Here is a 26792-nt window from a genome sequence, read left to right as displayed (position 1 = left end):
TTAGTGGATACGTGAAAGGATGAGCCTCTGGACTCCGGACCCCACGTTCTATCCATCGCCGAGGGACGCGGCAGACGCACCCGCCGAGAAACTGGCCTACGTCGCCGCCTTCGACAGGTCGGCGACCAGGCCGGACGCGCTGGCCGTCATCGACACCGATGCCGCCTCGCCGACCTACGGCCAGGTGGTGGGCTGGACCGACCTGCCCAACACCGGCGACGAGCTGCACCACTTCGGATGGAACGCCTGCAGCAGCGCGCTGTGTCCCTACGCCCCGCATCCGCACGTCGAACGCCGCTACCTCGTCGTGCCGGGGCTGCGGTCCTCGCGGATCCACATCTTCGACACCAAGGACCGGATCAGCCCCGAACTGGTCAAGGTCATCGAGGCGGAGGAGCTGGCCAAGCGGGCCGGCTACTCGCGGCCCCACACCGTGCACTGCGGGCCGGAAGGGCTCTACCTGTCCGCGCTCGGCGGCGCGAACGGCAACGAGGGGCCGGGCGGGATCGCGATCCTCGACCACACCTCCTTCGACGTGCTCGGGCGCTGGGAGATGGACCGGGGGCCGCAGTATCTCGCCTACGACTTCTGGTGGCACCTCAACCATGACGTGCTGATCAGCTCCGAGTGGGGCACGCCGTCGATGATCGAGGACGGGGTGGTGGGGGAGCTGCTGCTCGGCCGCGCGTACGGCCACAAACTGCACTTCTGGGATCTACGCAAGCGCAGGCACGTCCAGGAGGTCGACCTCGGCGACGAACACCAGATGACCCTGGAGCTCCGCCCGGCCCACGACCCCACCCGCACCTACGGGTTCGCCGGGGTCGTCATCAGCGTCGCGGACCTGTCGGCCTCCGTCTGGCTCTGGTTCCACGAGAACGGCCGCTGGCAGGCCCGCAAGGTGATCTCCATCCCCGCCGAACCCGCCGACGCCGGCCTGCTGCCGCCCCTGCTGCAGCCCTTCGGCGCGGTGCCGCCGCTGGTCACCGACATCGACCTGTCGGTCGACGACCAGCGGCTGTACGTCTCGTGCTGGGGCACCGGCGAGCTCAAGCAGTACGACGTGTCGGACCCGACCAAGCCCGTGGAGCTGGGCTCGGTCAAGCTCGGCGGCATCGTCCGGCAGGCGCCCCACCCGGCCCAGCCGTCGCTGCCCCTGCGGGGCGGCCCCCAGATGGTGGAGGTCAGCCGCGACGGCCGCCGCGTCTACGTCACCAACTCCCTGTACGGCGCCTGGGACGACCAGTTCTACCCTGAGGGCGTCGGCGCCTGGATGGCCAAGATCGACGCCGACTCCTTCACTCTCGACACCCGCTTCTTCCCCCACGGCGAGGCGTTTCGCGGCCTGCGCCCCCACCAGGTGCGGCTGCAGGGCGGCGATGCCTCCTCCGATTCCTACTGCTACCCGTGACGATCGCCACGGTGCTCCTGCTGGGCGCCTTCCACGGCCTGAACCCGGCCATGGGCTGGCTGTTCGCCGTGGCCCGCGGCCTGCAGGAGCGCAGCAGGGACCTGCTGCTGCAGTCGCTGCCGGTCATCGCGCTCGGCCATCTGGCCTCGGTCGCCCTGGTCGCGCTCGTCGTCGGCGCCACCGGCTCGCTGGTCACCGGCAGGGTGCTGTCGATCGGCGGCGGGGTGGTGCTGGTCGGGTTCGGCCTGTGGCGGCTGCTGTCGACCCGGCACTTCCGCTGGGTGGGGATGCGGCTGTCGCTGTGGCAGCTGGCCTGCTGGTCGTTCCTGATGTCCTCGGCCCACGGCGCCGGCCTGATGCTGCTGCCGGTCTTCACCGGCCTGCACGTCCCCGGCCACCCGGGCCACGCCCTCACCGGCGGCCTGGCGGTGGCCGCTCTGCACACGCTGGCGATGTTCGTGGTGGCGGGTGTCATCGCCCTGGTCGTGTACGAGGTGGTGGGCCTCACGGTGCTCCGGCGCGCCTGGTTCAACCTGGACCGCATGTGGGCGGTCGCCCTCGTGAGCGCGGGCGTCATCACCCTGGTCCAGGCGTGACGGCCAGATCCGCAGGGCCGTACCGGCGTCCGCCAGGCGATCGCCGCCTAAAGCGCTGATAACGAGCTCAGAGGCAGGCGGTGCCCAGGTCGCGAATCACCTGGGCCAGAGCGCGGACGAGTTCGGTCTCGGCGTCGCCGCGCCACACCAGCCCCCATCTCAGCAGCGGCGCGTCGTGGATCGGCAGGTAGACGATGTCGGGGCGAGCGTGGTAGCGGGCAGCGTGGGCCGCCAGGTTGTGCACGGCCCCGTCGGCGCCGACGAGGGTGAACACGTCGTCCAGCTGCGAGACGGCCAGACTGCGCTCGATCAGCCGGCCGCTGGGGGTCTGGAAGGGCGTGAAGGCGTCCTCCCAGTAGTCGGGCTGGACGATCGAGGGCCGCATGACGCCGTGGTCGCCCAGCGCCTCCAGGGAGACCGACTCGCGGTCGGCGAGCGCGTGGCCGACAGGCACCAGCATCACCCTGTGCTCGGTGAAGACGACCGGCCCGACGGTCAGATCGGGCTCCTCCACCGGCAGCCAGGACACCAGCACGTCGATCTCCCCGTTGCGCAGCGGCTCGAACGGCTGGATGAAGGGGTTGTGCCGGATCCGCAGCCCCCACGCGGGGTGGCGGGAGCGGAACTCCTGCCAGAAGGGGAGCAGGTCGTGAGCATTGCTGGGCAGCATGCCGACGCGCAGCACGTCGGTCTTGCCCTGGGCGGCCAGCCTGGCTCGTTCCATGCTGTCGTGCAGGCCCTGGTACACCACCCGCAGGTCCTGATACAGCCGCTCGCCGAGCGCGGTCAACTGGACGTTGCGGCTCGTGCGCTCGAACAGCTTGCCGCCGACGCCGCGCTCCTGCTTCTTGATCGCCTGGCTCACCCGAGCCGGAGTCACGTGCAGCCGCTCGGCGGTCTTGCCGAAATGGAGCTCCTCGGCCAGGGCCAGAAAGATCTCGATGTCCCGCAGTTCCATCCCGCCCCCGATCGTGAACTTCTGGGTTAACCGGCATTACGTCTTCCGCCATTGTTCCGGGCCTGGCCAGCCAGAATGCTTGATCTTGTCAGCGGAGCGGGCTCCGGTGACCAAAGATCGACCTATCGGAAGGAAGTGTGACATGGGCCTGCCGGTCCGGCGACCAGAGCCAGAGGTTCGCACGTGAACGTGATCGCCTCCACGGTGTCGCTGAGCGTTGACGACATGGCGGCCTGCAGCCGGTTCTTCGGCACGCACCTCGGCTTTCGCGAGGTGGTGTCCGGCGACGGTTTCGTGTGGCTGGGCCGCGACGACGCGGCGGTGGACCTGGTCGTACGACAGCGCGACCTCGAGCAGCCGCCGCGGAGCCGCCGGACGGACATGGTCGTGTCCTTCACCGTCGTCGGGATCGACGCCGAGCACGACCGGCTGCGCCGGGAGGGCGCCAACATCACCACGCCGCTGCGCCAGGAGCCCTGGGGCGAGTGGCGGCTGTGCCTGACCGACCCCAACGGCGTCGTGGTCCAGCTCGCCGAATGGATTCCGCCCGCCGGGGCGTGACCCGGCCAATCCCTTGTGACGTTTTTCCGTCCGCGGACACGCGCGTCCCCATGCCCGGGACACCGCGCGCTCCTCGGCAGGTTTTCTGGAAGGTTCTCATGCAAGCACGTCATCCACGCCGCTGGCTCATCCTGATCGTGTTATGTCTCAGCACCCTGGTGCTGGTCATCGACAACATGGTGCTGACGGTGGCGATCCCGCCGCTGGCCGCCGACCTCGGCGCCACGGCCCAGGACACCCAGTGGATCCTGGACTCCTACATCCTGGTCTTCGCCGGCCTGCTGCTGACGGCCGGCAGCCTGTCGGACCGGTTCGGCCGCCGGAAAATCATGATCATCGGCCTGGCGTTGTTCGGCGCCGCCTCGCTGGTGGCGGCCTTCGCCGCCGACCCCGTCCAGTTGATCGCCGCCCGTGCGGCGATGGGCGTCGGCGGCGCGCTGATCATGCCGAGCACGCTGTCCATCCTCATCACCGTCTTCGACGACGAGGAGCGGCGCAAGGCGATGGCCGCCTGGAGCGCCGTGGCCATGGCCGGACTGGTCGGTGGGCCCGTCCTGGGCGGTGCGTTGATCGCCTGGTTCTGGTGGGGGTCGGTGTTCCTGATCAACGTGCCGGTCGCCGCGCTGGCGATCGTCGCGGCCCTCGTCCTGATGCCCGAGTCGAAGGGCCCCTGGAGCAGGCCGGATCCGCTGGGCGCGATCCTGTCCGCCTCCGGCATGACCGCACTGGTCTGGACGATCATCGAGCTGCCGCACGGCCTGTCCGTGCCGGCCTTGGCCCTCGCCGTCGGCGCGCTGATCGGCTTCGTGCTCTGGGAGCTGCGCACGGCGTACCCGATGGTCCCGCTGCGCCTGTTCCGCGACCGCGTCTTCAGCGGTGGCAGCTTCTCCCTCACCCTGGTCCAGATCGGCAACGGCGGCCTGCTGCTGGTGTTCAGCCAATACCTGCAGTACGTGCTCGGCTACACCCCCACCCAGGCGGGGCTGGCCTTCGCCCCGATGGCGGTCGCCTCGCTGGCCTGCAACGCGCTCGGCGCCGCCCTCGGCACCAGGATCGGCAACCGGGCCCTGATCGTCACGGGGCTCACCGTGATGGCCGCCGGGTTCGCCCTGCTGGCCGTCCCCGGATCGTTCGCGGTGATGGCCTGCGCCCTGCTCACCCTCGGCGCCGGCGGCGGTCTGGCCATGCCCGCGGCCGTCTCCGCGTTGATGGGCGCCGTCCCCGCCGAGCACGCCGGGGTCGGCTCCGCGCTCAACGACACCATTCAGCAGGCGGGCGCCGCGCTCGGTGTCGCCGTCCTGGGCAGCGTCCTGTCCAGCGCCTACACCGCCGCCATGCCCGCGACCGCGCCCGAGGCGGCCCGGCGCTCGGTCGCGGACGGGCTCGCCGCCGGGGACGCCCCGCTCGCGCAGGCCGCCCGCGACGCCTTCACCTCGGCCATGTCCTCGGTCTTCCTGCTCAGCGCCGCCGCGGTACTCGCCGCGGCGGTCCTGGCCGGGCTCGTCCTGCGCGCCCGCAACACCCACCCGGTCCTGTCCGGCGAGCCACGCGAGCCCGCCCTGGCCGGCCACCACTGACCTCCACCCCCCTTCACACCATCAAGGAGATAAAGAACATGTCGGAAAACCTCGCCTGGGACGCTGACGGCAACTGGACGGCCTCGGGGGAGTGGGGCAGCAGCGGCTCCACCGGCCGAAGCTTCCACCGCGCCCGCTGGCAGGCGCGGCTGGACGAGCTGCGCGCCGCCCACCACGTGCCGGGCGCGGCGCTGGCCGTGCTGGTCGACGGGCAGGTCCACGAGCTGGCCAGCGGGGTGCTGAACCGGGGGACCGGTGTGGAGGTGACGCCGGACTCGATCTTCCATTCGGGATCGATCGCCAAGGTCTACACCGCCACGCTGGTGATGCGGCTGGTCGACGAAGGCCGGCTGGAGCTGGACGCGCCGGTGGTGGACGTGCTGCCGGAGTTCGCCACCCCCGACCCGGAAGCCACCAAGACGATCACCATCCGGCAGCTGCTGTCCCACACCGGCGGGGTGACCAACGACTTCAACCACGACTCGGGCCGCGGCGACGACTGCCTGGCCAAGTACGTCGAGGCGGCCCGGAAGGTGGCGCTGGACTGCCCGCCCGGCACCGCGGTCTCCTATGGCGGCCTCGGCTACGTGGTGCTGGGCCGGGTCATCGAGGTGGTCACCGGGCTGACCTGGGACCAGGCGCTGAAGGACCTGCTGTTCACCCCGCTGGGGCTGGAACGGTCGATGACGCTGCCAGAGGAGGCCCTGCGCTTCCGCGTGGCCATGAGCCACCTGGGCGAGCCCGGCAAGGACCCGGACCCGGCACCGGTGTGGGACATGATGCCGCGCTCGGCGGGCCCCGCCGGCCGGGTGCTGGTCTCCGCCGGTGACATGGCCCGCCTGGCCCACATGCACCTGGAGGACGGCAAGGGAGTGCTGTCACCGCAGGCGGTGGCGGCGATGCGGCACCGCGAGGTGGACGTGCCGGACAAGTGGACCGTCAGCGCCGACGGCTGGGGCCTGGGCTGGACCCTGTACGACTGGGACGGCATCGCCGGCTACGGCCACGACGGCGCCGCCATCGGCCAGTACGCCTACCTGCGGGTCGTGCCGCACGCGGGCGTGGCCGTGGCCCTGATGACCAACGGCGGCAGCGCCCGGCTGCTCTACCGGGACCTGTTCCGCGACCTGCTCGGCGAACTCGCCGGCGTCACCATGCCCGCCTCCTTCGGACCACCCGCCCAGCCTCCGGCCGTCGACCTCACGCCCCTGCTGGGCACGTACCGGCGCGAAGGCGTCGTCATCACCGTCAGCCGCGACGACGACGGGAACGCGCACATGCGCTACGAGTTCGTCGACGACATGAAGGACCTCTCCCCGCCCCTGGAGATGGCCCTGGAGCCGGTCACGGAGACGGTCTTCGCCGCCTCCGGCGCCGGCCCCTCCTTCAGCGAGGACTACATGCCCGTGGTCTTCGCCACCCTGGCCAACGGCACCGACTGCGTGTACGTCGGCATGCGGGCCACCCCCAAGATCTAACCCGTTGGCATGCCCAACGATTCTTGCTATGGTTGGCCCGGCCAACATTGGCCGGGCCAACCATTTTTTCGGCAAGGAGCACGACCGTGAACGTTCCGTACGACACCCAGATCAAGACGCTGGACCCGATCTACGCGGAGATGAGCGCCGCCACGCACCAGAAAGCCTGGGCCGGCAACCCGGAGCTGACCCCACGGGAGAAGGTCCTGCTCAGCGTGGTCGCCGACGTCTGCCAGCAGACCCTCGGACTGCCTTTCGAAGCGCACGTGACGATGGGCCTGGAACACGGCGTCGACGCCGACGACCTCCGCGAACTGCTCCGCTTCATCTCCTACGACAGCGGCTACCCGGCGGCGCTGGCGGCCCTGGCCCGCCTGACCGACATCGAGCGCGAACAGGGCCTCGCCGGCCCCACGGGGCAGGGTCATCCGGTCAACGGGGACGGCTCGGGAAGCCCGATCCCCGCGCCGACCCGGCGGGCCGTGCACAACCTCGACGCCGGCTTCGCCGACTACATGGACCTGCAGTCGCGCATGCGCGCCGGCATGCGGCGGCTGTCCGTCCGCGAGCGGGCGTTCGCCACGATGACCGTCGACGTCCTCTACCAGACGCTGGAGGAGAGTTTCCGCGTCCACGTGACGCGCGCCTTCAGCGCGGGTGCCACCCCCGAGGAGGTCCTGGCGGTCGTACGGTTCTCGGCCCAGTTCGGCATGACGAAGGCGTGGAGCGGCTTGCGGGCGCTCAACGCCCTGTTCACCGAGACCGGCACCGTCTTCGCCTGAGCTGCCCGGGTCGTCGCGGCGGCGCCGATCTGCTCGTAACGTGGGCGTGATGCTGCTTCGATCCCAGCCCCCGGACCCCGGCGGCACACCGTACGACGCGCCCGGCGTCAAGGCGTTCCTGCCCTTCGTCCTGCTGGCCACGGGCGCGATCTGGGAGACCGTCGACGGTTCGCTGCGGCCCGCCTGGCTGTCGTGGACGGGCCTGGCCGTCATGTCCGCCCTGTACGTGCTGACGGTGATCACGGCCTTCCGGCGCCGGACCGTGCCCGCCCGGGTCACGCTGGCGGCGCTGGCCGCGGTCGTCTTCGCCCTGGCGATCGTGCTGGGCGGCGGCTGGTACTACCTGTTCCCGCTGCTGGGCATCGCGTGCGGCATCACCCTGTACGGCCGAGCGGTGCGCGTCGCCACGGCGGCGGTCCCCTTGGGCGCGGCGCTGGTGGTGTGGGCCGGCGGCGGCAGCCTGGAGTCGATCCTGGCGTTCTCGTGGGGGACGTTCAGCGCGGGCGTGGTCGTGGCCGTCATCCTGCACCTGCATGCGATCATCGGCGAACTGAACGAGACCCGGCAGCGGCTGGCCGAGGCGGCCGTCGCGCAGGAGCGGCTGCGCTTCTCCCGCGACCTGCACGACCTGCTCGGCCACACCCTGTCGGTCATCGTCGTCAAGGCCGAGGCGGTACGCCGGCTGACCCGCCGCGACCCCGCCCAGGCCGAACGCCAGGCCGCCGACATCGAGGCCGTCGGCAGGCAGGCGCTGACCGAGGTACGCGAGGCGGTCACCGGCTACCGGGCGGGCAGCCTGGCCGACGAGCTCACCCGCGCCCGCGACGCCCTGGCGGCGGCCGGGGTGCGGGTGAGCGTCCACCGCACCGGACCGCCGCTGGCCGCGCAGGCCGAGGCGCTGCTGGGCTGGGTGGTACGCGAGGGCGTCACCAACATCATCCGGCACAGCGGCGCCACCGAGGCGGAGTTCGACCTGACGGGCCTGACCCTGACGATCCGCGACAACGGCACCAACGCTCCGCAGCCAACCGCCGACACCGGCAGCGGGCTGCGTGGCCTGGCCGAACGGCTCGGCCAGGCGGGCGGCGGCATCGAGGCGGGCCCCCACCCGCAGGGCGGCTTCCACCTCACCGCCACCCTCCCACCCGGCGAGTAGGCGGGAGGGTGGGAACCTCCACCCGCCCGCCGGTGTACCGAAGACGTGACCACCATCACCAGACGCCAAGCCCTGGCGCTCGGCGCCGCGGCCGCCGTATCGGCCTGCGCCATCACCCAGCCGCCGCCCAAGGCGGCGCCCCTCGCCCCGCGCGGCCGGCTGCTCGCCGAGACCGCCGCCGGGCTCTCCCTGGTCGAGCTGTCCACCGGCGCGGTGACGGCCACCTACCCCGGGGCCGTGCCCGGGGCCCGCTGGCTGCGCCTGTACCAGCTCGACCACGGCCACCTGCGCACCTACGACACCACCACCGGCCGCCTCGTCGAGCAGACCGACGCCTCCGGCGAGCGGATCAAGGCCGTCTCCGACCGGGTCGTCGCCCTCGGCCCCGAGCCCGGCCCGCGCAGCCGTACCACGATCACCCTGACCGGAGCCGACGGCACCCGGACGCTCCAGCTCGACGGCAACATCGAACCGGAGGCGTTCTCCGGCGACGGCCAGGTCATGTACGTCCTGGACCACCTGCCGCCCGAACACCCCGACCGCTACCGCGTCCGCATGTACGACCTGGCCGCCGGCCGGATGACGCCGCTGTGGACCCGCGCCAAGCAGCCGGTGCCGCTGTCGAAGGAGGAGGAGATGCGCGGCACGGGCCGCCAGGCCGTTCACGACCCGGACCTGGCCGCCCTCTACACGCTCTACACCCATCAGGACGAGCACCTGCACACCCGCGACCTGATCGCGGGCCACGACCTGAGCCCCGGGGTGCACGCGTTCGTGCACGTGCTCAGCCTGGACGAGCGCTGGGCCTACTGCCTGGACCTGCCCGAGCCGTTCGGCCTCGGCCCGCCGCTCGCGCACGCGATGGCGCTCGACGCCCAGGCCAGGCGGCTGTACGTCTTCGACGCCTCCACCGGCCGGGTCGTGGTCGCCTCCACCGACGACCTGCAGATCAAGCACGCCGGCCTGCTGGGCGAGCAGCCCGGCGGCGAGGCGTACGCGGTGGCCGCGGACGGCCGCGCCTACCTGGCGGCGGGCAAGCGGCTGCTGTCGGCCGACGGCCAGACCCTGGCGGGAACCGGCGCCTGGGACCTGCCGGGCCAGGCCCGGGGACTGGCCTGGCTGAACGGCGAGCTGCTGGCCGGCGCGGGCGAGCAGGTGCTGCGGCTCCAGCCGCGCACCGGCGCGCGGCTGGGCGCCCTCACCCTGCCCGGCCTGCGGGAGCTACGGCACGCCGAGCCGACGTACGGCTGACCGCGGCGGCGAAGGCGGAGATGACCGGGTGCGGGCGGCTGCCGTCGCCGAACAGCTCCGGCTGGAACAACGTGGCCAGGTAGAACGGGTGCCCGGGCAACTCGGCCACCCGCACCATGCCGTCGTCGGCGTGCCCGGAGAAGACCAGGCCGTGCTCGACGAGCGTGTGCTTGTAGCCGTCGTTGAGGCCGTAGGAGCAGCTGTAGGCCTCCATCGTGGTGGGCGAGCCGATGATCTGCTCGATCAGCGTGCCGGGCGCCAGCCGTACCAGCCCCTCGTGGCCGGCCAGCGAGCACTCCAGCGGCATCAGCAGGAAGTCGCGCGCCCCCGGGTCGTTCTCGGCGTGCGCCACGTCGAGCCCGCACACGCCACGCGCGTACTCCAGCAGCAGGTGCTGAAAGCCGCCGCAGGTGCCCAGCACGGGAATGCCGTGCTCGCGCGCGGTCCGCGCGGCGCTGATCACGCCTTCCTCGCTGCGGTACGGGCTGCCGGGCACGATCCAGATGCCGTCGAAGCGCTGGAGGGCGTCGTCGTGAACGTCGGTGGACGGGATCCAGTAGGGGTCGAGCGCGATGCCGTCACGCTCACGCAGCGCCTGGATGATCAGCGGGATGCGGGTGTGCGCGCGGACGCTGGGCGAGCGGTCTCCGACCAGGGCGATTCTCATGCCTCCATGGTGCGGCGAACCCCTCCTTAAGCGCCAACGATGATGTCTGTACGTGCTATAAGAAACACTGATGGACCCTCATCTGCTGCGTACCTTCGTCACCGTCGCCGAGACGGGCTCGTTCTCGGCGGCGGCCGAACGCCTCGGCTACACCCAGTCGGCCATCTCCCAGCAGGTCGCCGCGCTGGAGACCGACCTGGGCCTGCCGCTGCTGCACCGCCGCCCGGTCACGCCCACCGAGGCCGGCCTGCGCCTGCTGGAGCACGCCGGGCCGCTGCTGCTGCGCATCCGCGCCGCGCGGGCCGACGTGCTGCGCACCGCCGCTCTACCCGCCCACCGCCTGACCCTGGCCGCCACACCTCTGGCGCTCAACTCGGTCCTGGCCGTACGTCTGGCGGCGGCGCGGGCGGCGCAGCCCCGGCTGCGGGTGACGGTACGCACCTGCGGCCGAGACGAGGTGGCCAGGCAGGTGGCCGACGGCACGGCCGAGGCGGGCCTGGCCGACGGGATCACCGCGCCGAACGACCCGCTGCGCCTGCCCGATGTCGGCCCGCTGACCACCGTCGGCGTGGCCGAGGAGGGCCTGGTCGTGGCGCTGCCCGGCGACCACCCCCTGGCCGGCCGGACGGGGCTGCGGCTGGCCGACCTCGTCGACGCGCACTGGCTGCAGACCACCCTGTGCCCGCTCGAGCGGCTGCGTGACCTGCTGGGCGACGGCTTCCGGCCCGCGCTCGACTACACCGGCGACGACGTGCACACCGTCCTCAACCTGGTCGCCGCCGGTCACGGCCTGACGCTGCTGCCCGCCTCCGCCGCCTCCGGTGTGCCGCTGGTGTCGCCCCGGCTGGTGCACCGCGTCGAACTCCTGCACGGCAGCCTCCCACCCGGCCCCGCCGCCGACCTTGCGGCGCGCCTGTCGCCATGACAGCGATCTGTGCGCGGCCTGTCAGCGCCACCGTCCACGATGTCCGGCATGAACGCATTCGAAGCCGAAGGGCTGGTCAAACGCTTCGGCAAGACCACCGCCCTGGCCGGCATCAACCTGTCGGCCCGCCAAGGCACCGTCCTGGGCGTCCTGGGCCCCAACGGCGCCGGCAAGACCACCGCCGTACGGATCCTGGCCACCCTGCTGCGCGCCGACGCCGGCCACGCCTCCGTCAGCGGCGTCGACGTCGTACGCCACCCCGCCCGCGTACGCCGCATGATCGGCCTGACCGGCCAGTACGCCTCGGTCGACGAGGACCTGACCGGCACCGAGAACCTGGTCCTCATCGGCCGGCTGCTCGACCTGCGCGGAGGTGAGGCCAAGGCCAGGGCCGCGCAGCTGCTGAGCGACTTCGGCCTGGCCGAGGCCGCCGACCGTCGCGCCTCCACCTACTCCGGCGGCATGCGCCGCCGCCTGGACCTGGCCGCCAGCCTGGTCGGCCGGCCCGACGTGATCTTCCTGGACGAGCCTACGACCGGCCTGGACCCCGCCAAGCGCGAAGACGTCTGGAACATCATCCGCCGCCTGGTCACCGACGGCGTCACCGTCCTGCTGACCACCCAGTACCTGGAGGAGGCCGACGCGCTGGCCGACGACATCTCCGTCATCGACCACGGCAAGGTCATCGCGCACGGCACCCCGGCCGAGCTCAAGCATGTCGTCGGCGGCCAGACCGTACTCGTGCGGCCCGCCGACCGCGGCAGGCTGCGCGAGACCGCCGAGATCATCTCCGCCGTCGCCGGCCGCCCCGCCGAATCACCCGGCCGCGAGGTGACCACCGTGCCCGTCGACGGCGACGCCGCCTTCACCGAGATCGTGGCGCGACTGCACACCGCCGGCATCGCGGTCACCGAGCTGTCGCTGCGCCTGCCGAGCCTGGACGAGGTCTTCTTCACCCTGACCGGCCACCACGCGGACCAGGAGAGCGCGGCATGACCCTCACCACCGAACGCACCGCGGCCCCCGCCCGCCTGGAGCAGCGCCCCTTCGGCCTGATCCGCCACAGCCTGGCCCTGGCCGGGCGCAGCGTCATCAAGACCCTGCGCACCCCCGAACAACTCATCGACGTCACCCTGCAGCCGATCCTCTTCCTGATCATCTATGTGTTCCTGCTGGGCGGCGCCGTGTCCGGCTCGACCGAGGAGTACCTGCAGTTCCTGCTGCCCGCGATCATGGTGCAGACGGTGATGTTCGGCGGCATGGCCACCGGCGTCAACCTCAACACCGACATCAAGAAGGGCGTCTTCGACCGGTTCCGCAGCCTGCCGATCGCCCGCTCGGCGCCGCTGATCGGATCGGTGCTGGGCGATCTGATCCGCTATGTGGTGGCGATCGTGGTGTTGATGGGGGCGGGGGCCGCACTGGGCTTCAGGGTCCAGACCGGGCTGGTGCCCACGCTGGCCGCCTGCCTGTTGACGATCTTCTTCTCGTTCTGCCTGAGCTGGGCGTTCGTGCTGCTGGGCGTACTGATGCGGGAGCCCGGCGGGGTGCAGGGCACCTCGTTCGTGGTGCTGTTCCCGCTGACGTTCGGCACCAGCATGATCACCCCCAAGGACACGCTGCCCGGCTGGTTGCAGGCCTGGCTGGAGGTGAACCCGGTCAACCACGCGATGGAGGCGGCACGGGCCCTGATGCTCGGCGGCCCGACCGCCGGCTCGGTGGTGTGGACGGTCGTGTCGGGCCTGGTGTTCCTGGCGATCTTCGCGCCCCTGGCCGTCGCCGCCTACCGGCGTCGCGCCTGACATCTCGACCGACAGCACGCGGCCCGGTCCGGGCGATCGTCCCCTGCCGGCACGCGGTCGGTCCCCGCCGTTGTGAGGGCGCTCGGCAGGTCCCGGCCGCTATGAGGGCGCTCGGTCGGTCCCGGTCGTTGGGAGGGGGCTCGGCAGGTCCCGGCCGCTATGAGGGCGCGGCCGGGGCGCGTACCAGCTTCAGGGCGGCGGGCCGGTCCAGGCCCCGGCCCGCCGCGTAGGCGGCGTCGTAGGCGTCGCCGAGCTCGGCCCGCAGCCACGCGGACAGGCGCGCCACATCGGGGTTGAACGCGTCTGGCGCGCCCCGCAACTGCTCGGCCGCACCCAGCGTCCGGGCCGCGGCCGGAGCATCGCCGCCGAGCGCCCGCGACTCCGCCACCGCCACACCCACCCGGGCCAGCACCGGCATGTCCTTGGCCGACAGACTCAGCTCGGCGGCCTGGACGATGTGCCGCCCGGCCGCCGCCTGATCGCCCACCGCCAGCGCCAGATGCGCCCAGCCGATCAGCACCAGCGCCCGGAACTGCGGCACGATCGAGGGCGACTGCTCCATCGTCGCCGCCGACAGCCCATACTCACGCGCGGCCGTGGCGAGATCGCCTTCCAGCCGCGCCAGGTCGCCGAGTCCGGCGTGGGCGAAGGCGGCGTTGCGCGCCGACTGTTCGCGATGCGGCTGCTCCGTCATGGCGCGCAACTCGGCGCGCGCCTGCTCCACCTCGCCGCTGCGGATGCGGATCGTCGCCTGCCACACCTGGTGGCCGGGGTCGAGATCGGGGTTGAGCTGCAACATCAACGCCGTGGCCTCCTGGATCGAGGCGAGCGCGTCATCGAAGTCGCCGAACATCGCATGCGCCTCGGCCAGCGACATCAACGTCATCGCCAGCCCCCACCGCTCGCCCACCGCCCGCAGTTCGGCGGCGGAGGCGATCAGGTCCTGGCGCGAGCCGCCCATGTCACCGTCGTTCTCCTTGATGGCGGCCCGAACCATCAGCAGCATCCCGCGAGCCCACGGATCGGGATGGTACAGACGCCGCTCGACCTCCCTCAGCCCCAGCGCCTTGTCATCGGTGAACAGCGCCACCGCCGGCCCGATCATCGCCAGCACCGGATGGCCCGGCTCACCCTCCGCCAGCTCGGCGAGGCGGCGCAGCTCCCGCACGTCCGACTCCACCATGGAGTCATCACCGCCCAGCGCGCCGTTGATGAGCAACGTCGCCGAGACGATCAGCCTGGCCTGCCACGGCGCCGTCCCCGGCACGTTCAGCGCCAGGTTCATCCAGCCCACCGATTCCTGCCGGTTGCCGCGGATCGTCCAGAACACGCCCATCGCCGCCGCCAGCCGTACCGCGGTGTCGGCGTCGCCGCGGTCGACGGCGAAGTGCAGCGCGGCCAGCAGGTTGTCATGCTCGGCCAGCAGCCGCGCGATCCAGGTGAGCTGCTCCCGCCCGCGCAAATAGGGCTCGGCCAGCTCGGCCAGCCGCAGGAAGTAGGCCGCGTGCCCGGCACGGGCCGGACCGATCTTCCCGGTCTCGGCCAGGCGTTCCAGGCCGTACTCCCTGATCGTCTCCAGCATGCGGTAACGGCCACCGCCGGCCGCCTGCAGCAGCGACTTGTCCAGCAAGGCCGCGACCAGGTCGAGGGTCCCGCCCAGGTGCTCGGCGGCGGCCAGGTCGAACCCGCCCGCGAACACCGCCAACCCCTCGGCCAGCCGCCGCTCCGGCTCCTCCAGCAGATCCCAGCTCCACGCCACGACCGCGCGCAGCGTCTGATGCCGGGGCAACGCCGTACGGCTGCCCCCGGTCAGCAGCAGGAACCTGTCATCCAGGCGTACGGCCAGCTCTTCCAGACTCAACGCCCGCAACCGGGCCGCGGCCAGCTCGATGGCCAGCGGCAGCCCGTCAAGCCGGCGGCAGACCTCCCGCACCAGACCCTGATCCAGCACCAGCCCCGGACACGCCGCCGCGACCCGATCGGCGAACAACTCCACCGCCGGCACGACCGGCAGCGGCGGGACCGAGCTGACGACCTCGCCCACGATGCCCAAGGGCTCGCGGCTGGTGGCCAGCACCCGCAACCGCGGGCAGCGACCGAGCAGCTCTTCGGCCAGGCGGGCGGCGGCGTCGACGAGGTGCTCACAGTTGTCGAGCACCAGCAGCACCCGGCCCGCTGAGAGAGTTTCGACGACCCTGTCGAGGGTGTCGGTCGGCGCGGCGGGACCGGCCGGCATCGGCGCCCGCCCGAGCGCGGCCAACGCCGCCTGCGGCACGTCGGCCGGATCGCTGACGGGCGCCAGCTCCACCAGCCACACCGCACTCGGCCCCTCGTACGCCGGCTGTCCGCCTGGGCTCGCGGGACCGCTGGTGTCTGCCGGCTCGCTGTCGTAGGCTGGCGCCCTGTTGTGTGCTGGCCCGCTGTTGTGTGCTGGCCCGCTGTTGTACGTGGGCCCGCTGTTGTGCGTCGGCCGCGCATACCCTTCGCCGTAGGCCGGGCCCGCCTGCCCCTCCTCGTACGCCCGCCGCCCGTCGGGTCCCTCATACCCCCGCCGCCCACGTTCCGCGTATGTCGGCCGTCCGTCCGGTCCCTGGTACGTCGGCCGTCCGTCCGGTCTCTCATACGTCGGCCGTCCGTCTCGGCCCGCATGGCCTGAGCGTCCGTCCATGCCGTCGTGTCCGCCCCGGCCTTGGCCGTGCGGGGAGCCGTTGTCAGGGCTGCTTTGGCGGCTGGCCTCGTTCAGGAGGGCGGTGGCGATCGTGGTGGCGAGCCTGGTCTTGCCGGCGCCGCCCGGGCCGACGAGCGTCACCAGGCGGCTCCGTCCCAGCTGGGCGCGTACCTGGGCGATCTCGGCGGCGCGGCCGACGAAGCTGGTGAGCGGAGTGCGCAGGTTGGTACGCGGACGGCGGACGGGATCGGCTCGTAACAGCTTCAGATGGATCTCCCGCAGCTCCGGGCCCGGGTCGGCACCCAATTCGTCGGCCAGACCCCGCCGGAAGTGCTCGTACGCGACCAGCGCCTCGGTTCGGCGTCCGGCGGCGTGCAGCGCCTTGAGGCGGGTGGCGTGCAGTCGCTCGCGCAGAGGATGACGCGCCGTCAGCTCACCGAGCTCCGCCAACAGCCCGCCCAACTCACCGTCCCCCCGCCCACCTCCGGCCGCGCCCTCGCCTTCTGCTGTGCCCCCAAAGACTGCCGTCGTGCCATTCTCCGCCGCCCGCTCGCCCCCGGCCGCGCCTCCATCTCCTGTCGCGCTCTCGCCGCTCTCGCCGCTCTCGCCGCTCTCGGTGGCGGGGGTCGCGGGGGTCGCGGGGGTCGCGGGGGTCGCGGGGGTCGCGGGGGTCGCGGGGGTCGCGGGGGTCGCGGGGGTCGCGCCGAGCGTAGGGCCGCTTGGGTGTGCCGTAGCGTCCGTCGAGTCGCCGGTCCGTACGGTCGGCGTGCCTTGCGCAGTGAGGTCCTGGCCCGTGTGGTCGTAGGCCGTGCTGCCGTTGGCAACGCGGTCCCGCGTGGTGCTGTCGTGAGAGGTATGGGCGGCACGGTCCTGGTCGGTCACGTCCTGGGCAGGGCGGTCTTGGGTGGCGCCGTCGTGGGACGGGATCGTGGGGCCCGTGCTTTCCTGCGTGAAGCGTGCCAGGTCGGCCTCCGCGCGGTCCTCGATGGCCGTCAGCCGGGACTCCTCAAGGCGTACCGCGTAGGCGGTCGCGAAGGGCGCCGTCGCGACCTCGCCCAGTGCCGGGCCGCGCCACAGGGCCAGTGCCTCGTTCAGCAGTCTGGCCGTGGCCTCCGGGTCGTTTTCGCGTCGCGCCTGCGCCGTCAGCCGGTCGAACTCCCGTACGTCCGTGACGGCGTCAAGCCGGTAGCCCCCAGGTACCAGGGCCAGCGCCGACGGGTCCGGCAGGGCTCGCCGTAGCCGGGAGACCAGCGACTGCAGCGCGTTGGCCGGGTCGGCAGGCCGCTCGTCCGGCCACAACGCCTCGGCCAGTTCCTCGACGGCGACGGTACGCCCGGCCGACAGCGCCAGCCGTACCAGCAGCAAACGTAGCCGGGCGCCGCCGATCGCGGCGGACTCGACCTCAAGCGGCCCCAGGATCGCCACACGCACACGACCATGCTGCCACCTCGACGCCGTTCCCTCGCCGCCACGACCCCGGCAGGAGCTCGCCCGCTTGGGACCGCCCGCAAAGGCGCGGTCCCAAGCGAGCGAGCCGCCCTGGCGCCGGCGCTCGAGGGGTCTCAGCCACCGCCGGCGACGCTCTTGGGCTGACCGGCCACTTCCCGGCCGACGCCCGGGAGAGCGCCCCCTTCGAGGGCGAGCCCCAACCGGAACACCTTCACCGCCACCGACGGTCTGCTGCGGGCCACGCCTGACGAGAGCCCCAAAACGCACGGCCCAACCCGGACAAGCTCCGGTGAGGTCGGCTGAGTGCGACCGCACAATGCGATCAGGCGTGCCAGTCCGTCACGCCGCCGGGTACGGGCGCCTTCGGGTCGTACGGGTCACGCGTGAAGATGAAGGTGTTGATGTCGAGGTGATCGGCCGCCACCCGCAGCGTCTCGCCGGCGTAGTAGCCATCCAGCCCCAGCCACGTCCCGTCGTCCTGCGGCACGAACCGGGACGCCCGGCCCGCGCCGCCCACCGGCGTCAGTGCCAGGCCGCAGTCGGGCAGCAGTCGCAGCGAGTACGGCTTGGGCCCCCAGTGCCACAGCCCCGTCAGCGCCAGCAGGGCCGGGTCGGCGGGGGCGGGGCGCCACGGCTGCGGCAGACGGGGTTCGTGTTCGTCGAGGATGTCCAGCAGGTCGGTAGGCAGGCTGTAGGTGAGGCCGCTGGTGGTGTTGGCCATGTACAGCACCCCCACCTGGTCGGCCGGGTCGGCCCAGACGGTGGCCAGGAAGCCGGGCATGGACCCGGTGTGACCGGCCAGGCGGCGTCCGGCGTGCCGGGTCAGTTGCAGGCCGAGCCCGTAGCCGGAGGTCCAGGCGTCGCCGTCGTCGACGGTGGCGGGCTCACGCATCTCGGCGAGGGTGGCGGGAGACAGGACGCCGCCGGTGTCGCCGGCCACGAACGCCGCCCAGCGGGCCAGGTCGGCGGTCGTGGACCAGAGCTGCCCGGCGGGCGCCATGGCGGCGTGGTCGTGTTCGGGCTCGGGCAGCACCACGTCGGCCCACGGGTGGACGGCGTACCCGGTGGCGTGCGGGGCGCGCGGCCGCTCGGTGGTGGCCGACATGCCGAGCGGATCGAGAACCTCCTGCTGTACGGCCCGCAGCCACGGCACCCCACGCAGCCGGGTGACCAGCTCGCCGAGCAGGGCGAAGCCGACGTTGGAGTAGTGGAAGCGGCGGCCGGGCCGGTGCTTGGCGTGCTCCGGCCCGAACCGGGCGAGCAGTTCGCCGGACGGCAGGCCGGCAGTGCGTTCCCACCAGCCGGTGGGCGGCTCGGCGGTCAGGCCGCCGGTGTGGGAGAGCAGCTGGGCGATGTTCACCTCGCCGAACGGGGTGTCCGGCAGGTGTTTGGCCAGGGGGTCGAGCAGGTCGAGGCGGCCCTCGTCGCGCAGCCGCATGACGACGGTGGCGACCAGGCTCTTGGTGATCGAGCCGAGCCGATACTGGGTGTCCAAGGTGGGCACCCCGCTGTCACCCTCACCAGAGAAGCCGCGCGCGCCGAACCAGGCCAGCCTCCCCTCCCGTACGATCGCCGCCGTCAGCGACGGCACCCTGCACTCGGCCTGTTCGACGGCCAGCCTGCGCAGCAGCGCCCGCGCCGTCGTCTCACCCACCTGATCCATGGACGCCAAGCCTAGCCGTCAGATCGGCACCAGTTCCGGCCCTATCAGCTCGCCCTGGTGCGGCTGCGGGTGGGCCTGGTCGTGGTAGTAGTGCCCGGCGTACCAGACGACGACGTTGGCGCCGTCGATGCTCTCGCTGTTGAGGAAGCGTCCGAGTGCGGCCCGGTCTCGCGGGCCGGGGTTGCCGTCTTCCAGTTCGGCCGGGTGGTGGCGCAGGAACCACAGGTCGGACACCCCGTAGGCGTCGGCGGTGTCGTCGAAGGGGCCGGGGTGGATCTGGAAGCCGCGGCCTGAGGACTTGTCGCGTACCTGCCAGTAGCGGCCGGGGGCGCGGCGGCGGGTGGTCTCGCGGATGATGGGCACCGGGTCGGGGACGATCGGCCCCTGGTCGATCTGCTCGATGACGTCGTTGGCGGCGCCCTCGATGTCGAAGTCGAAGCGCCAGTAGGCGTGGTGGCGGTGCACCATGCAGGTCATCGGGTTGGCCGTGGCGGCGAAGCCGAAGCGGGGCCGGATGGTGCCGTCGTCGCCGAGCCGCCAGTCGCTGGCGTAGCGGTACCAGCCGGCCTGTATCTCGCTGACGATGCGCAGTTCGTCGCCGTCGTGGTGGAAGGCGACGCCCTGGAAGCCGCCGGAGTCGCTGTCGGGCCGTTCGAGGATGGTACGCGGCGGCCTGTCGCACAGCCGCCAGCCCCAGCCGACCGGGTCGGTGCCGCCGGCCGAGAAGCGGGTCTCGGTGGAGGCGTCGTCGCGGAAGGTGGTGCCCTGCTCGTACTCGACGTTCAGGATGGGGACGTGCGCCTGGCGCAGCACCAGCCGGCCCCGGTAGCGGACCTCGCGTAGTTCCACGCCCGATCCGACGCCGGGGTTCTGCGGGGCGGAGGCGCGTGGCCGTACGACCAGCAGGTTCCACAGCTCGGTGGCGCCGCTCAGGACGCGTACCCGCACCTGGTCGGGGCCGCCGCGGTCGGCCAGGGGGTCGATGCCTTCGGGGACGGTGTGCTCGCAGTCGTGATGCATGCGCACATCGATGCCCGCCGGAGTCCAGTCGACGGCGCCTGCGGCGGTGTCGACCGCGACGATGCGGTGGCGTACCCCGGTGGGCTCGTTCGGCGTGTAGATGCCGAGGGTGGGGCGGCGCACGGTGGTGCCGTCGGGGTTTTCCAGGTCGGCCAGCGGCGGCATGGGCCGGTAGACGATCGCCTCGCCGTCCGCCGGGAAGTGGGGGTCGGCGCGCAGGATGGCGGCCGCCTCGATCAGTTCGTCGTGGCTGGGCGGCGGCCGGTGGGCGCTGGGCCGGATCTCGGCGCGTTCGGGCCGGTCGAGGGTGCCGCGCAGTTCGACGGCGCGGTTGCCCGCCGGGTCGAAGACGGTGGCCCGGAAGGGGGCGTTCTCGCCCGGGTCGTGGCCGAGTGCGGCGGCGGGGCCGATGGTCAGCCGGTCGGGATCGGCGACCTCCAGCGCGGACAGCACGCCCGGGTGGCGGGCCACGGCTTGGCGCAGTTGCTCGGCGCTCAGCCCGGCGCGGGGGACGGCCTCGATGATGACGCTTACGTCGTCGCTCATGCATGGGTCATACAGGGTGGCGGGCGCGGCTGGAAGGCCCAGAAGCTCAGCGGGACAGGCGCGGCTGGACGGGTCCGGAGGCTCAGCGGGACGGCGTGCGGTCGAAGGCGTCCAGGATGAGGGCGGTGGCGTCGAGGCCGCGGGCGGTGGCGCCCAGCCGCGGCACCTGGAGGGGTCCCGGCCAGGTGTGGCCGCCGCCCTTGACCGTGTACAGGCCTACCGACACGCTGTCGCGGCAGGATTTCCAGCCGCGCAGCCGTACCTGGGCCGACACGGCGGAGGTGGTGCGGCCGGTGCAGCCCAGGACGCGCGCCCAGGCGTCGACGACCTGCTCGACGGGCTTGAGGACGACCATGTCGGCCAGGACGCGCAGCCGGCCGGAGGAGTTCTGCAGGGGGTGGCCGCCCTGGCAGGGGACGATGTCGTCGGCGGTGCCGTGGAAGGCGATGATCGTGGTCGGCTCGGCCTCGGCGCAGGGCTGGACAATGTTGATCCCGGCCACGGGCGCGACCCCGGCCAGGCGGCCGTTCATGGCGCAGATCAGGCCGGTGGACATGCCGGCGCCGTAGGACAGGCCGGCGGCGAACTCGCGCCGGCGCTCGGCGCACAGTCGTTGTTCGAGGTGGTCGAGCAGCGCGGTGAGGAAGCCGGTATCGTCCGGGCCGTAGGTGTAGGGCAGCGTCCAGCCGAGCCGGCCCTCGGCGGCCTGCGGGGTGGCCACGATGTAGCCGCGCCGCGACCCGGCCTCGGGCAGGCGGCTGTAGGCGGCCTGCTGGGCGGCGTTGGAGCCGAGGCCGTGCAGATTGAGCAGGACCGGATGCGGGCCGCGGCCCTTGGGCACCGACAGCAGGTAGCGGCGCTTGAGACCGCCGAACGTCAAGGTGTGGCTGCCCGGTCCGAGCCGGGCGCCCTTCGAGCAGCCGTCGGCGGAGGGCGGCGACGTCATCGTCGTCGTCGAGGAGACGGGAGCCGAGGACACGGGGGCGGCGGTGCAACCGGCCACCAGCAGCAGCACCAGCGTGATCACGCCTTTGAGCATCGCGCCTCCCGGGTTGGCGGCAGAAAGTCCCCCTCGTAGTGTCCCTGCTCGTTTCCGTCATGCGGACGGCCCCGGTCGGCGAGCGACCGGGGCCGGAGACTGCGGAACGTCAGTCGGCGCAGATGGCGAAGACGCTGATGCCGACGTCGTTGTAGCCGATCTGGCGGCCGAGGGCGATCCAGCCGCGGCCGTCATCGGTGGGGAACGAGCCGACCAGGATCGCGCCGTTGCCACGGGCTTCGGCGCCGCCGCCCAGGACCTTCTTGGCGCCGGGGCAGTAGAGGGTCCGGCGCTGGAAGTTGGGCACGTTCGCGTTGGGCAGCGTCACGAGCTGGTAGCCGGGCGGCAGCGCGTGGACCGCGGCCGCGGGTGCGGCTTCGGCTGGAGCGGAGGTGGCGTTGGCCGCGGTGACGGCGGTGGCCGTCGCCAGGCACGCGCCGGTGAGGAGGACGGCCAGGGCGAGGGACTTCTTGTGCATCGCTCTCCTTACGTTGTTCCCCGGCTCACCGCCGTCCGCGGGCAGCGTGAAGCCACTCGCGAGGTGGAAGTGATCGGGGAGACAGAGGGCTTACACGAAGAGTATCCATATCACTACGATGAGTGTCGATGGGGAATCATGTTCGAGATCCCGGAGTCAGATCACGTTGCCGAAGTGAGCGTTTCCTCACCAGCGGGAGAGTGGTGCGGGCGGCGTGGCAAGCGTTGCCAGGATGAACGCCGTTCATCGCGGAGATCTACAACGGGTCGTAATGCCGTTAGTAGCCATAGCGATACGGACCGTGCTGGGATAGCCGTTCGGCTGCATTCCGCGTTTCGATCCTGTAAAGCCCGCGTTTCTTCTACCGACGGCACGGACTTCCGCCCGCGAAAAGGGGGGCCGCGGAATGGTGGGACCGGCCTTACGGGGCTAAGGTAACCCGCAAGATGAACGGGGTTCGGGGTGTCAAGGCCGGGACAATTCACGGGGCCCGCGCGTGTGCGGGGTTCTGGCCGGTTACCTGTCGTCGCCGAAGGGCCCGGCGGATCCGGCCGCTCGCGCGCGCCGGATGGATCTTCATCCCCGACCTGGAGAAAGGCTTCGCACGTGAGTCCAATGACGTCCGGCAAGGCGCTCCCGGTGGGAGGATTCCTCCTCTCCGCTGCGGGCATGACCGCGATCGTCTGGCAGATGCTGGCGGTCACATTTCCCGACGGGGATCCGGAAAAGGCACGCCAGGCGGCGCAGTTGTTACGGCAGTTGGCGGCGCGGGTGGATGCCAGCGAGGAAACGGCCACAGGCGCCGCGAACAGCCTGGGGCAACATAATCTGGGCGCCGGCGTCACTGCCTTCGAAAAATATTTCTGGACCGAGATCGCCCCTTACCCGGTGCGATTGTCGGCGTATTTGCGCGGACTGGCTGATGCGGTGGACGACTACGCCGACATGCTGGCCCAGGTCCAGCACGCGCTCCATTCGATGGCGATCACCCAGTGGCTGGAACTGCTGATGTTCTTCTGCTGGCCGTCGATCGACAAGAAGGTCCGGCTTTTCATCGACTGGGCGGAGCGCAAGGCGCAGGCGCGACTGCTGACGAAGATATTCGAGCATGCCGTGGGCAAGCGGCTCCTGTACGCCACCGGGGGCACTACCGCCTACACGCTCCTCGACCAGTTGATCGTCGACGGGGTCAAGGGGGCGAGGGGCGAGGACATGGGGTCGTGGGGCGACCGCGGCGAGTACATGCTGAAGAACTTCGCCGCGTGCATGGTCTTCTACAACGTGGACCCGGCCAATTTCGGGAAACACGCCTTCAAGATCCTGCCGAAGAACGAGGCGGCACAGAACGCCGTCGTGTTCCTGACCGGATCCACCGTCTTCTCCATCACCGGAAACGCGCTCAACAACCCCGGCGCCGTGGTCGATGACCCCGGCAGCCTCCTGCCCACGTGGCAGCAGATGCTCGTCAAACTGACGGTGGCAGGAGGCCAGGACCAGTTCAGGCGCTGGCAGGGCTACTATCCGTCGGCACCGGGCAAGTAGCCGATGCCGACCTGGACATCGCCAGGAGCCCGGCCGCTCAGCCCTGTTCGCGGCTGAAGCGCCGGGCCTCCTCCGCGAACGGCGACAAGCCGCCCATCATCATCTCGCTCATCTGCCTGGCCGCGTCCGTCGCGGCGTCGTTCGCGGCGGCGAGAACGGCTTCCGCCAAGGCCTCCGAGCCGAGCCTGAGCGCACGAGGATTGATTTTCAGACCGCTCAACGCCCCGCTCGGCAGCACCTCGACCTCTACCTCGCCGTTCGCCGCCGCACCTCGGCCGCGAAGAGAGTTGAGGTTCTCCTGCAACGCCTCCAGGGGCCGTGTTTCGGCCTGAAACTCGGCCAGCAGCCGGTTGATCTCGGCGTCGACAATGGGAATGCCTTCATCAGGTGTGGTCATCAGATCTCCAACAGGTGCGCGTATATCAGGAACTGATCGTGCCGTCCGACGGCGAGAACTTGGGCGGATCCGACACCTTCGGCAGGGCCTGGATGGTGGCCCAGTTCGCGATGTCGACGGCGGTTTTCATGCTGGCCAGCTTGTCGGCGATCTCCGAATATGCGGCACCGAGTTTTCCGGTGTAGTCGCCGGCTTTCTCGAGCCCTCTGGAATAGCCCTCTCGGAACCTTTTTCCCGCCTCGTCGGTGCCGGCGAAGTCGCCCAGGCCGCCGATGTCGTCGAGAATCTTGCGGGCGTCCCGCAAGAGATCGGTGTGCTCGTCGTTGAACGCGCCGACCACGTTCTTGAAGTTGGTCTTGTCGGTGAGCGTCTCCGGTTGACCAGTGCCGCTGCCAGGCCCTTCCGGCGATGGTTGGGGGTAGTACGGCGCCGATGGCCGGGCCGTGGGAGGCGCCTCCTGCTCTGACGCGCTGGGGGACGGGCTCCCTGGCTGTGTGGGCGTGCCGGAGGGCGAGGGGCTCGCCGACGAAGAGGGAGATCCGGAAGGCGAGGGACTCGCCGACGGAGAAGGGGAGTCAGAGGGTGACGGACTCGTGGACGGAGAAGGCGAGTCCGAGGGTGGGGGACTGGTCGACGGAGACGGCGAGGGACTGCCCGACGAGGTCGGCGACGGCGAGGGCGACGGACTCGTCGACGAAGGTTCAGGAGATGGGCTGGGCGAAGAGGTGACCGTGGGCGACGGGGAGGGAGTGGTGGAATCCGCCGGAGGCATGACGTTCTCCTTATCGGTGCTGCCGGTCACATGGTCGCGAGCGCGGGATAGCGCCCCACTCTACGCACTCGATCACGTTTCGGACGGTCGTCGACGTGTACGAAGTGTCCCAGGCCCGACCAGCCCGCGCGCTGGTCGGGAATCGGGATCAGCCCTTGTAGTTGAAGACCTGGCGCAGCGTGTGCTGAACGGTGACGAGGTCCTTCTGATCGTCCATGACCTGGTCGATCGACTTGTACGCTTCCGGATGCTCGTCAACCAGAGCCCCGGCGCGGTCGGCGTTCCAGGTGCGGTCGCCCATCGCCTCGGCGAGCGAGGCGGCGGTGAGCTTCTTGCGCGCCTCGGTACGCGACATGCGCCGTCCCGCGCCGTGGGAGCAGGAGTTGTAGGAGGCGGTGTTGCCCAGTCCGGTCACGATGTAGGAGCGGGTGCCCATGGAGCCGGGGATGATGCCCTCGTCCCCGCTGGCGGCCTTGATCGCTCCCTTGCGGGTGATCCACATGTCGCGGCCGTGGTGGCGCTCCATCTGGGTGAAGTTGTGGTGGGCGTTGATCGTACGCAGGGCCGAACCGTGCCCGACGACCTGGAACAGGGAGGCGACCAGCACCTCGGCCATGCGGGCGCGTGAGGCCATGGCGTAGCGCTGGGCCCACAGCATGTCCTCGATGTAGGCGGTGAAGTGCGGCGTGCCCTGCACGAGGTAGGCCAGGTCCGGGTCCTCCAGCTCGATGAACCACTGCTTCATCAGCTGCTTGGCCTGGCTGATGTGCTTGGTGGCGAGCTGGTTGCCGATGCCGCGCGAGCCGGAGTGCAGCACCGTCCACACGTGATCGCGCTCGTCCAGGCAGACCTCGACGAAGTGGTTGCCGGAGCCGAGCGTGCCGAACTGCGCGATGACCGTGTGCTCCTGCTTGCCCGTCAGCGAGGTGCTGGGCGTGCCGATCGCCTGGAGTGAGGCGTCGGTGGACGGGTCGTCGTGGCCCTGGCCGACGCCGGCCGGAATGCGCTGCTCGATGAGCGGCATGAGCGCGGCCAGGGTGTCAGGCAGGTCCGCGGCGGTCAGGTCGGTCTCGGTGGCGACCATGCCGCAGCCGATGTCCACGCCCACGGCCGAGGGGATGATGGCGCCCTGGGTGGGGATGACCGAGCCGACGGTGGCGCCCATGCCGACATGGGCGTCGGGCATCAGCGCGACGTGGCCGGGGACGAAGGGCAGGCGGGCGGCGCGGGCGGCTTGTTCGATGGTGCCCGGCTCGATGTCGCTCGCCCAGGAGATGAGGCCCGGTGCTACTCGCTGCGGCATGAGGGACCGCCCTTTCTGCTTGATGATCTCGTAGCAGCGTATTCGACTGGGGTGCGGTGATCGCCACTGGTTTGTCACGCGACTCGGGAAGCAGCTGTCTGTCCGCGCTCCCGGCGACAGCCACACGCACGAGGTTCCTACACATGGCAGTGGCGGTCGCTACTCTGATACCGGATGATCGGCCTCAACCCGGCGGAGTCCCAGTTCACGGCGGATATCGGCGGCTGGGTGTGCTTGGGCACGAGTGACCAGGTGCTCGAAGAACACCATGATGCCCATCTGCCTGAGCTCCGCTTCTTTGCGAATGAACGGCTCGAGGATCCGCCAGAACACCGGGATGCTCTCGCCGAAGAAGCTCAGAACCAGCTTCTCGGGCACCGCTCCGTGGACGATCAGTAAGCCGGCGTTGTCGAACAAGAACCCGACCTTGCGGATCGCAGCTCGCGCAGGCTCCGGCAGACCCGAAATGCCCCGCTCCGGTGAATGGTCGGCGGTCAAGTGCTCGAAGATGTAGTCCCGGGCCGCGAACCATTCCGGATCCCGGGCTTCCTGGAAGGTGCCCAACACGACCGGCTGGAGAGCCTGGCGTGTCATCGCGCGTGCCTGCCATATCGAGATGGCGACCGCCGTCAACGCGGCGACCGCGCTGGCGATGCTGACTGCGAGAGAGACGTCCATGTCGTCTCGATACACGCGTCCCCGACATCGCGCTACTGGCTTCCGGCCGTGGATGCCGACAGGGCCGTGCCGG

The 26792-nt window shown here is 71.3% G+C and carries 24 protein-coding genes; 12 read left to right on the top strand and 12 right to left on the bottom strand.

Annotated elements, in window-relative coordinates; all coding sequences use genetic code 11:
- The first annotated feature begins 19 nt into the window (after positions 1 to 19).
- Both KME78_RS11345 and KME78_RS11340 read left to right on the top strand, forming a co-directional pair.
- Positions 20 to 1411, top strand: coding sequence for a selenium-binding protein SBP56-related protein (locus KME78_RS11345; protein ID WP_219528790.1), 1392 nt, complete (start codon positions 20 to 22; stop codon positions 1409 to 1411).
- A complete protein-coding gene (locus tag KME78_RS11340; RefSeq protein ID WP_219528789.1) occupies positions 1408 to 2007 on the top strand; it encodes a hypothetical protein in 600 nt (199 codons plus the stop codon). Before KME78_RS11345 ends, KME78_RS11340 begins: the two co-directional genes overlap by 4 nt.
- Before the next feature lie 67 nt (positions 2008 to 2074).
- On the opposite strand, the gene KME78_RS11335 is transcribed toward KME78_RS11340, so the two are convergent.
- The gene (locus KME78_RS11335; protein ID WP_219528788.1) at positions 2075 to 2965 is read right to left on the bottom strand and encodes a LysR family transcriptional regulator; all 891 of its coding nucleotides are present in this window, start codon (positions 2963 to 2965) and stop codon (positions 2075 to 2077) included.
- A gap of 183 nt (positions 2966 to 3148) precedes the next feature.
- Here KME78_RS11335 and KME78_RS11330 point away from each other — a divergent pair, with 183 nt between their 5' ends.
- The 6 genes from KME78_RS11330 (at position 3149) to KME78_RS11305 (ending at position 9770) form a co-directional block, all read left to right on the top strand.
- Positions 3149 to 3526 carry a VOC family protein gene (locus KME78_RS11330; protein ID WP_219528787.1) on the top strand — a complete coding sequence of 126 codons (378 nt, stop codon included), beginning with the start codon at positions 3149 to 3151 and terminating at the stop codon, positions 3524 to 3526.
- Positions 3527 to 3624: 98 nt separating this feature from the next.
- On the top strand, positions 3625 to 5103 hold the full coding sequence (locus tag KME78_RS11325; RefSeq protein WP_219528786.1) for an MFS transporter: 1479 nt from the start codon (positions 3625 to 3627) through the stop codon (positions 5101 to 5103).
- Positions 5104 to 5141: 38 nt separating this feature from the next.
- The gene (locus KME78_RS11320) at positions 5142 to 6581 is read left to right on the top strand and encodes a serine hydrolase domain-containing protein (RefSeq protein ID WP_219528785.1); all 1440 of its coding nucleotides are present in this window, start codon (positions 5142 to 5144) and stop codon (positions 6579 to 6581) included.
- Positions 6582 to 6667: 86 nt separating this feature from the next.
- The gene (locus KME78_RS11315) at positions 6668 to 7363 is read left to right on the top strand and encodes a carboxymuconolactone decarboxylase family protein (protein ID WP_308126897.1); all 696 of its coding nucleotides are present in this window, start codon (positions 6668 to 6670) and stop codon (positions 7361 to 7363) included.
- Between the two features lie 49 nt (positions 7364 to 7412).
- Positions 7413 to 8519 (top strand): sensor histidine kinase, encoded by a 1107-nt coding sequence (locus KME78_RS11310; protein WP_219528784.1) that lies wholly within the window; start codon positions 7413 to 7415, stop codon positions 8517 to 8519.
- 45 nt (positions 8520 to 8564) lie between these two features.
- Positions 8565 to 9770 (top strand): YncE family protein, encoded by a 1206-nt coding sequence (locus tag KME78_RS11305; RefSeq protein WP_219528783.1) that lies wholly within the window; start codon positions 8565 to 8567, stop codon positions 9768 to 9770.
- On the opposite strand, the gene KME78_RS11300 is transcribed toward KME78_RS11305, so the two are convergent.
- Positions 9718 to 10437 (bottom strand): CTP synthase C-terminal region-related (seleno)protein, encoded by a 720-nt coding sequence (locus KME78_RS11300; RefSeq protein ID WP_219528782.1) that lies wholly within the window; start codon positions 10435 to 10437, stop codon positions 9718 to 9720. The genes KME78_RS11305 and KME78_RS11300 overlap by 53 nt on opposite strands.
- A gap of 70 nt (positions 10438 to 10507) precedes the next feature.
- Here KME78_RS11300 and KME78_RS11295 point away from each other — a divergent pair, with 70 nt between their 5' ends.
- Genes KME78_RS11295 through KME78_RS11285 form a run of 3 tightly spaced genes read left to right on the top strand, consistent with a single transcriptional unit; the run spans position 10508 to position 13164 of the window.
- Complete coding sequence (locus KME78_RS11295; protein ID WP_219528781.1) at positions 10508 to 11362, top strand: LysR family transcriptional regulator; 855 nt, start codon at positions 10508 to 10510, stop codon at positions 11360 to 11362.
- A 48-nt stretch (positions 11363 to 11410) separates the two neighbouring features.
- Positions 11411 to 12358 carry an ATP-binding cassette domain-containing protein gene (locus KME78_RS11290; RefSeq protein WP_219528780.1) on the top strand — a complete coding sequence of 316 codons (948 nt, stop codon included), beginning with the start codon at positions 11411 to 11413 and terminating at the stop codon, positions 12356 to 12358.
- Entirely contained in the window at positions 12355 to 13164 is an 810-nt protein-coding gene (locus tag KME78_RS11285) for an ABC transporter permease (RefSeq protein ID WP_219528779.1), read from the top strand. Before KME78_RS11290 ends, KME78_RS11285 begins: the two co-directional genes overlap by 4 nt.
- 157 nt (positions 13165 to 13321) lie before the next feature.
- On the opposite strand, the gene KME78_RS11280 is transcribed toward KME78_RS11285, so the two are convergent.
- From KME78_RS11280 to KME78_RS11260, 6 genes are all read right to left on the bottom strand, one after another.
- Positions 13322 to 17263, bottom strand: a complete 3942-nt coding sequence (locus KME78_RS11280) for a BTAD domain-containing putative transcriptional regulator (RefSeq protein ID WP_219528778.1) — start codon at positions 17261 to 17263, stop codon at positions 13322 to 13324.
- 131 nt (positions 17264 to 17394) lie between these two features.
- Positions 17395 to 17523 (bottom strand): hypothetical protein, encoded by a 129-nt coding sequence (locus KME78_RS66060; protein ID WP_281428692.1) that lies wholly within the window; start codon positions 17521 to 17523, stop codon positions 17395 to 17397.
- A gap of 80 nt (positions 17524 to 17603) precedes the next feature.
- The gene (locus tag KME78_RS11275; RefSeq protein WP_219528777.1) at positions 17604 to 18944 is read right to left on the bottom strand and encodes a serine hydrolase domain-containing protein; all 1341 of its coding nucleotides are present in this window, start codon (positions 18942 to 18944) and stop codon (positions 17604 to 17606) included.
- 18 nt (positions 18945 to 18962) lie between these two features.
- The gene (locus tag KME78_RS11270; RefSeq protein ID WP_219528776.1) at positions 18963 to 20510 is read right to left on the bottom strand and encodes a hypothetical protein; all 1548 of its coding nucleotides are present in this window, start codon (positions 20508 to 20510) and stop codon (positions 18963 to 18965) included.
- Positions 20511 to 20592: 82 nt separating this feature from the next.
- Positions 20593 to 21549 carry a CE1 family esterase gene (locus tag KME78_RS11265; RefSeq protein WP_219528775.1) on the bottom strand — a complete coding sequence of 319 codons (957 nt, stop codon included), beginning with the start codon at positions 21547 to 21549 and terminating at the stop codon, positions 20593 to 20595.
- A gap of 109 nt (positions 21550 to 21658) precedes the next feature.
- Positions 21659 to 22027: a hypothetical protein gene (locus KME78_RS11260; RefSeq protein ID WP_219528774.1), complete on the bottom strand. Its 369-nt coding sequence runs from the start codon at positions 22025 to 22027 to the stop codon at positions 21659 to 21661.
- A 669-nt stretch (positions 22028 to 22696) separates the two neighbouring features.
- Here KME78_RS11260 and KME78_RS11255 point away from each other — a divergent pair.
- A complete protein-coding gene (locus tag KME78_RS11255; RefSeq protein ID WP_219528773.1) occupies positions 22697 to 23569 on the top strand; it encodes a hypothetical protein in 873 nt (290 codons plus the stop codon).
- Between the two features lie 37 nt (positions 23570 to 23606).
- Here KME78_RS11255 and KME78_RS11250 read toward each other — a convergent pair whose 3' ends face one another.
- The 4 genes from KME78_RS11250 to KME78_RS11235 form a co-directional block, all read right to left on the bottom strand.
- Complete coding sequence (locus KME78_RS11250) at positions 23607 to 23966, bottom strand: YbaB/EbfC family nucleoid-associated protein (RefSeq protein ID WP_219528772.1); 360 nt, start codon at positions 23964 to 23966, stop codon at positions 23607 to 23609.
- Between the two features lie 25 nt (positions 23967 to 23991).
- Positions 23992 to 24306, bottom strand: coding sequence for a hypothetical protein (locus tag KME78_RS11245; RefSeq protein ID WP_219528771.1), 315 nt, complete (start codon positions 24304 to 24306; stop codon positions 23992 to 23994).
- A 580-nt stretch (positions 24307 to 24886) separates the two neighbouring features.
- Positions 24887 to 26041 carry an RtcB family protein gene (locus tag KME78_RS11240; protein ID WP_219528770.1) on the bottom strand — a complete coding sequence of 385 codons (1155 nt, stop codon included), beginning with the start codon at positions 26039 to 26041 and terminating at the stop codon, positions 24887 to 24889.
- Between the two features lie 159 nt (positions 26042 to 26200).
- Positions 26201 to 26719, bottom strand: coding sequence for a DUF4760 domain-containing protein (locus KME78_RS11235; RefSeq protein WP_219528769.1), 519 nt, complete (start codon positions 26717 to 26719; stop codon positions 26201 to 26203).
- Positions 26720 to 26792 lie beyond the last annotated feature (73 nt).

Source organism: Nonomuraea guangzhouensis (genome assembly GCF_019396345.1).
Lineage (GTDB): Bacteria > Actinomycetota > Actinomycetes > Streptosporangiales > Streptosporangiaceae > Nonomuraea > Nonomuraea guangzhouensis.
The sequence above is the reverse complement of the archived record's forward strand: the minus strand, read 5'-3'. Positions and strand labels throughout refer to the sequence as shown.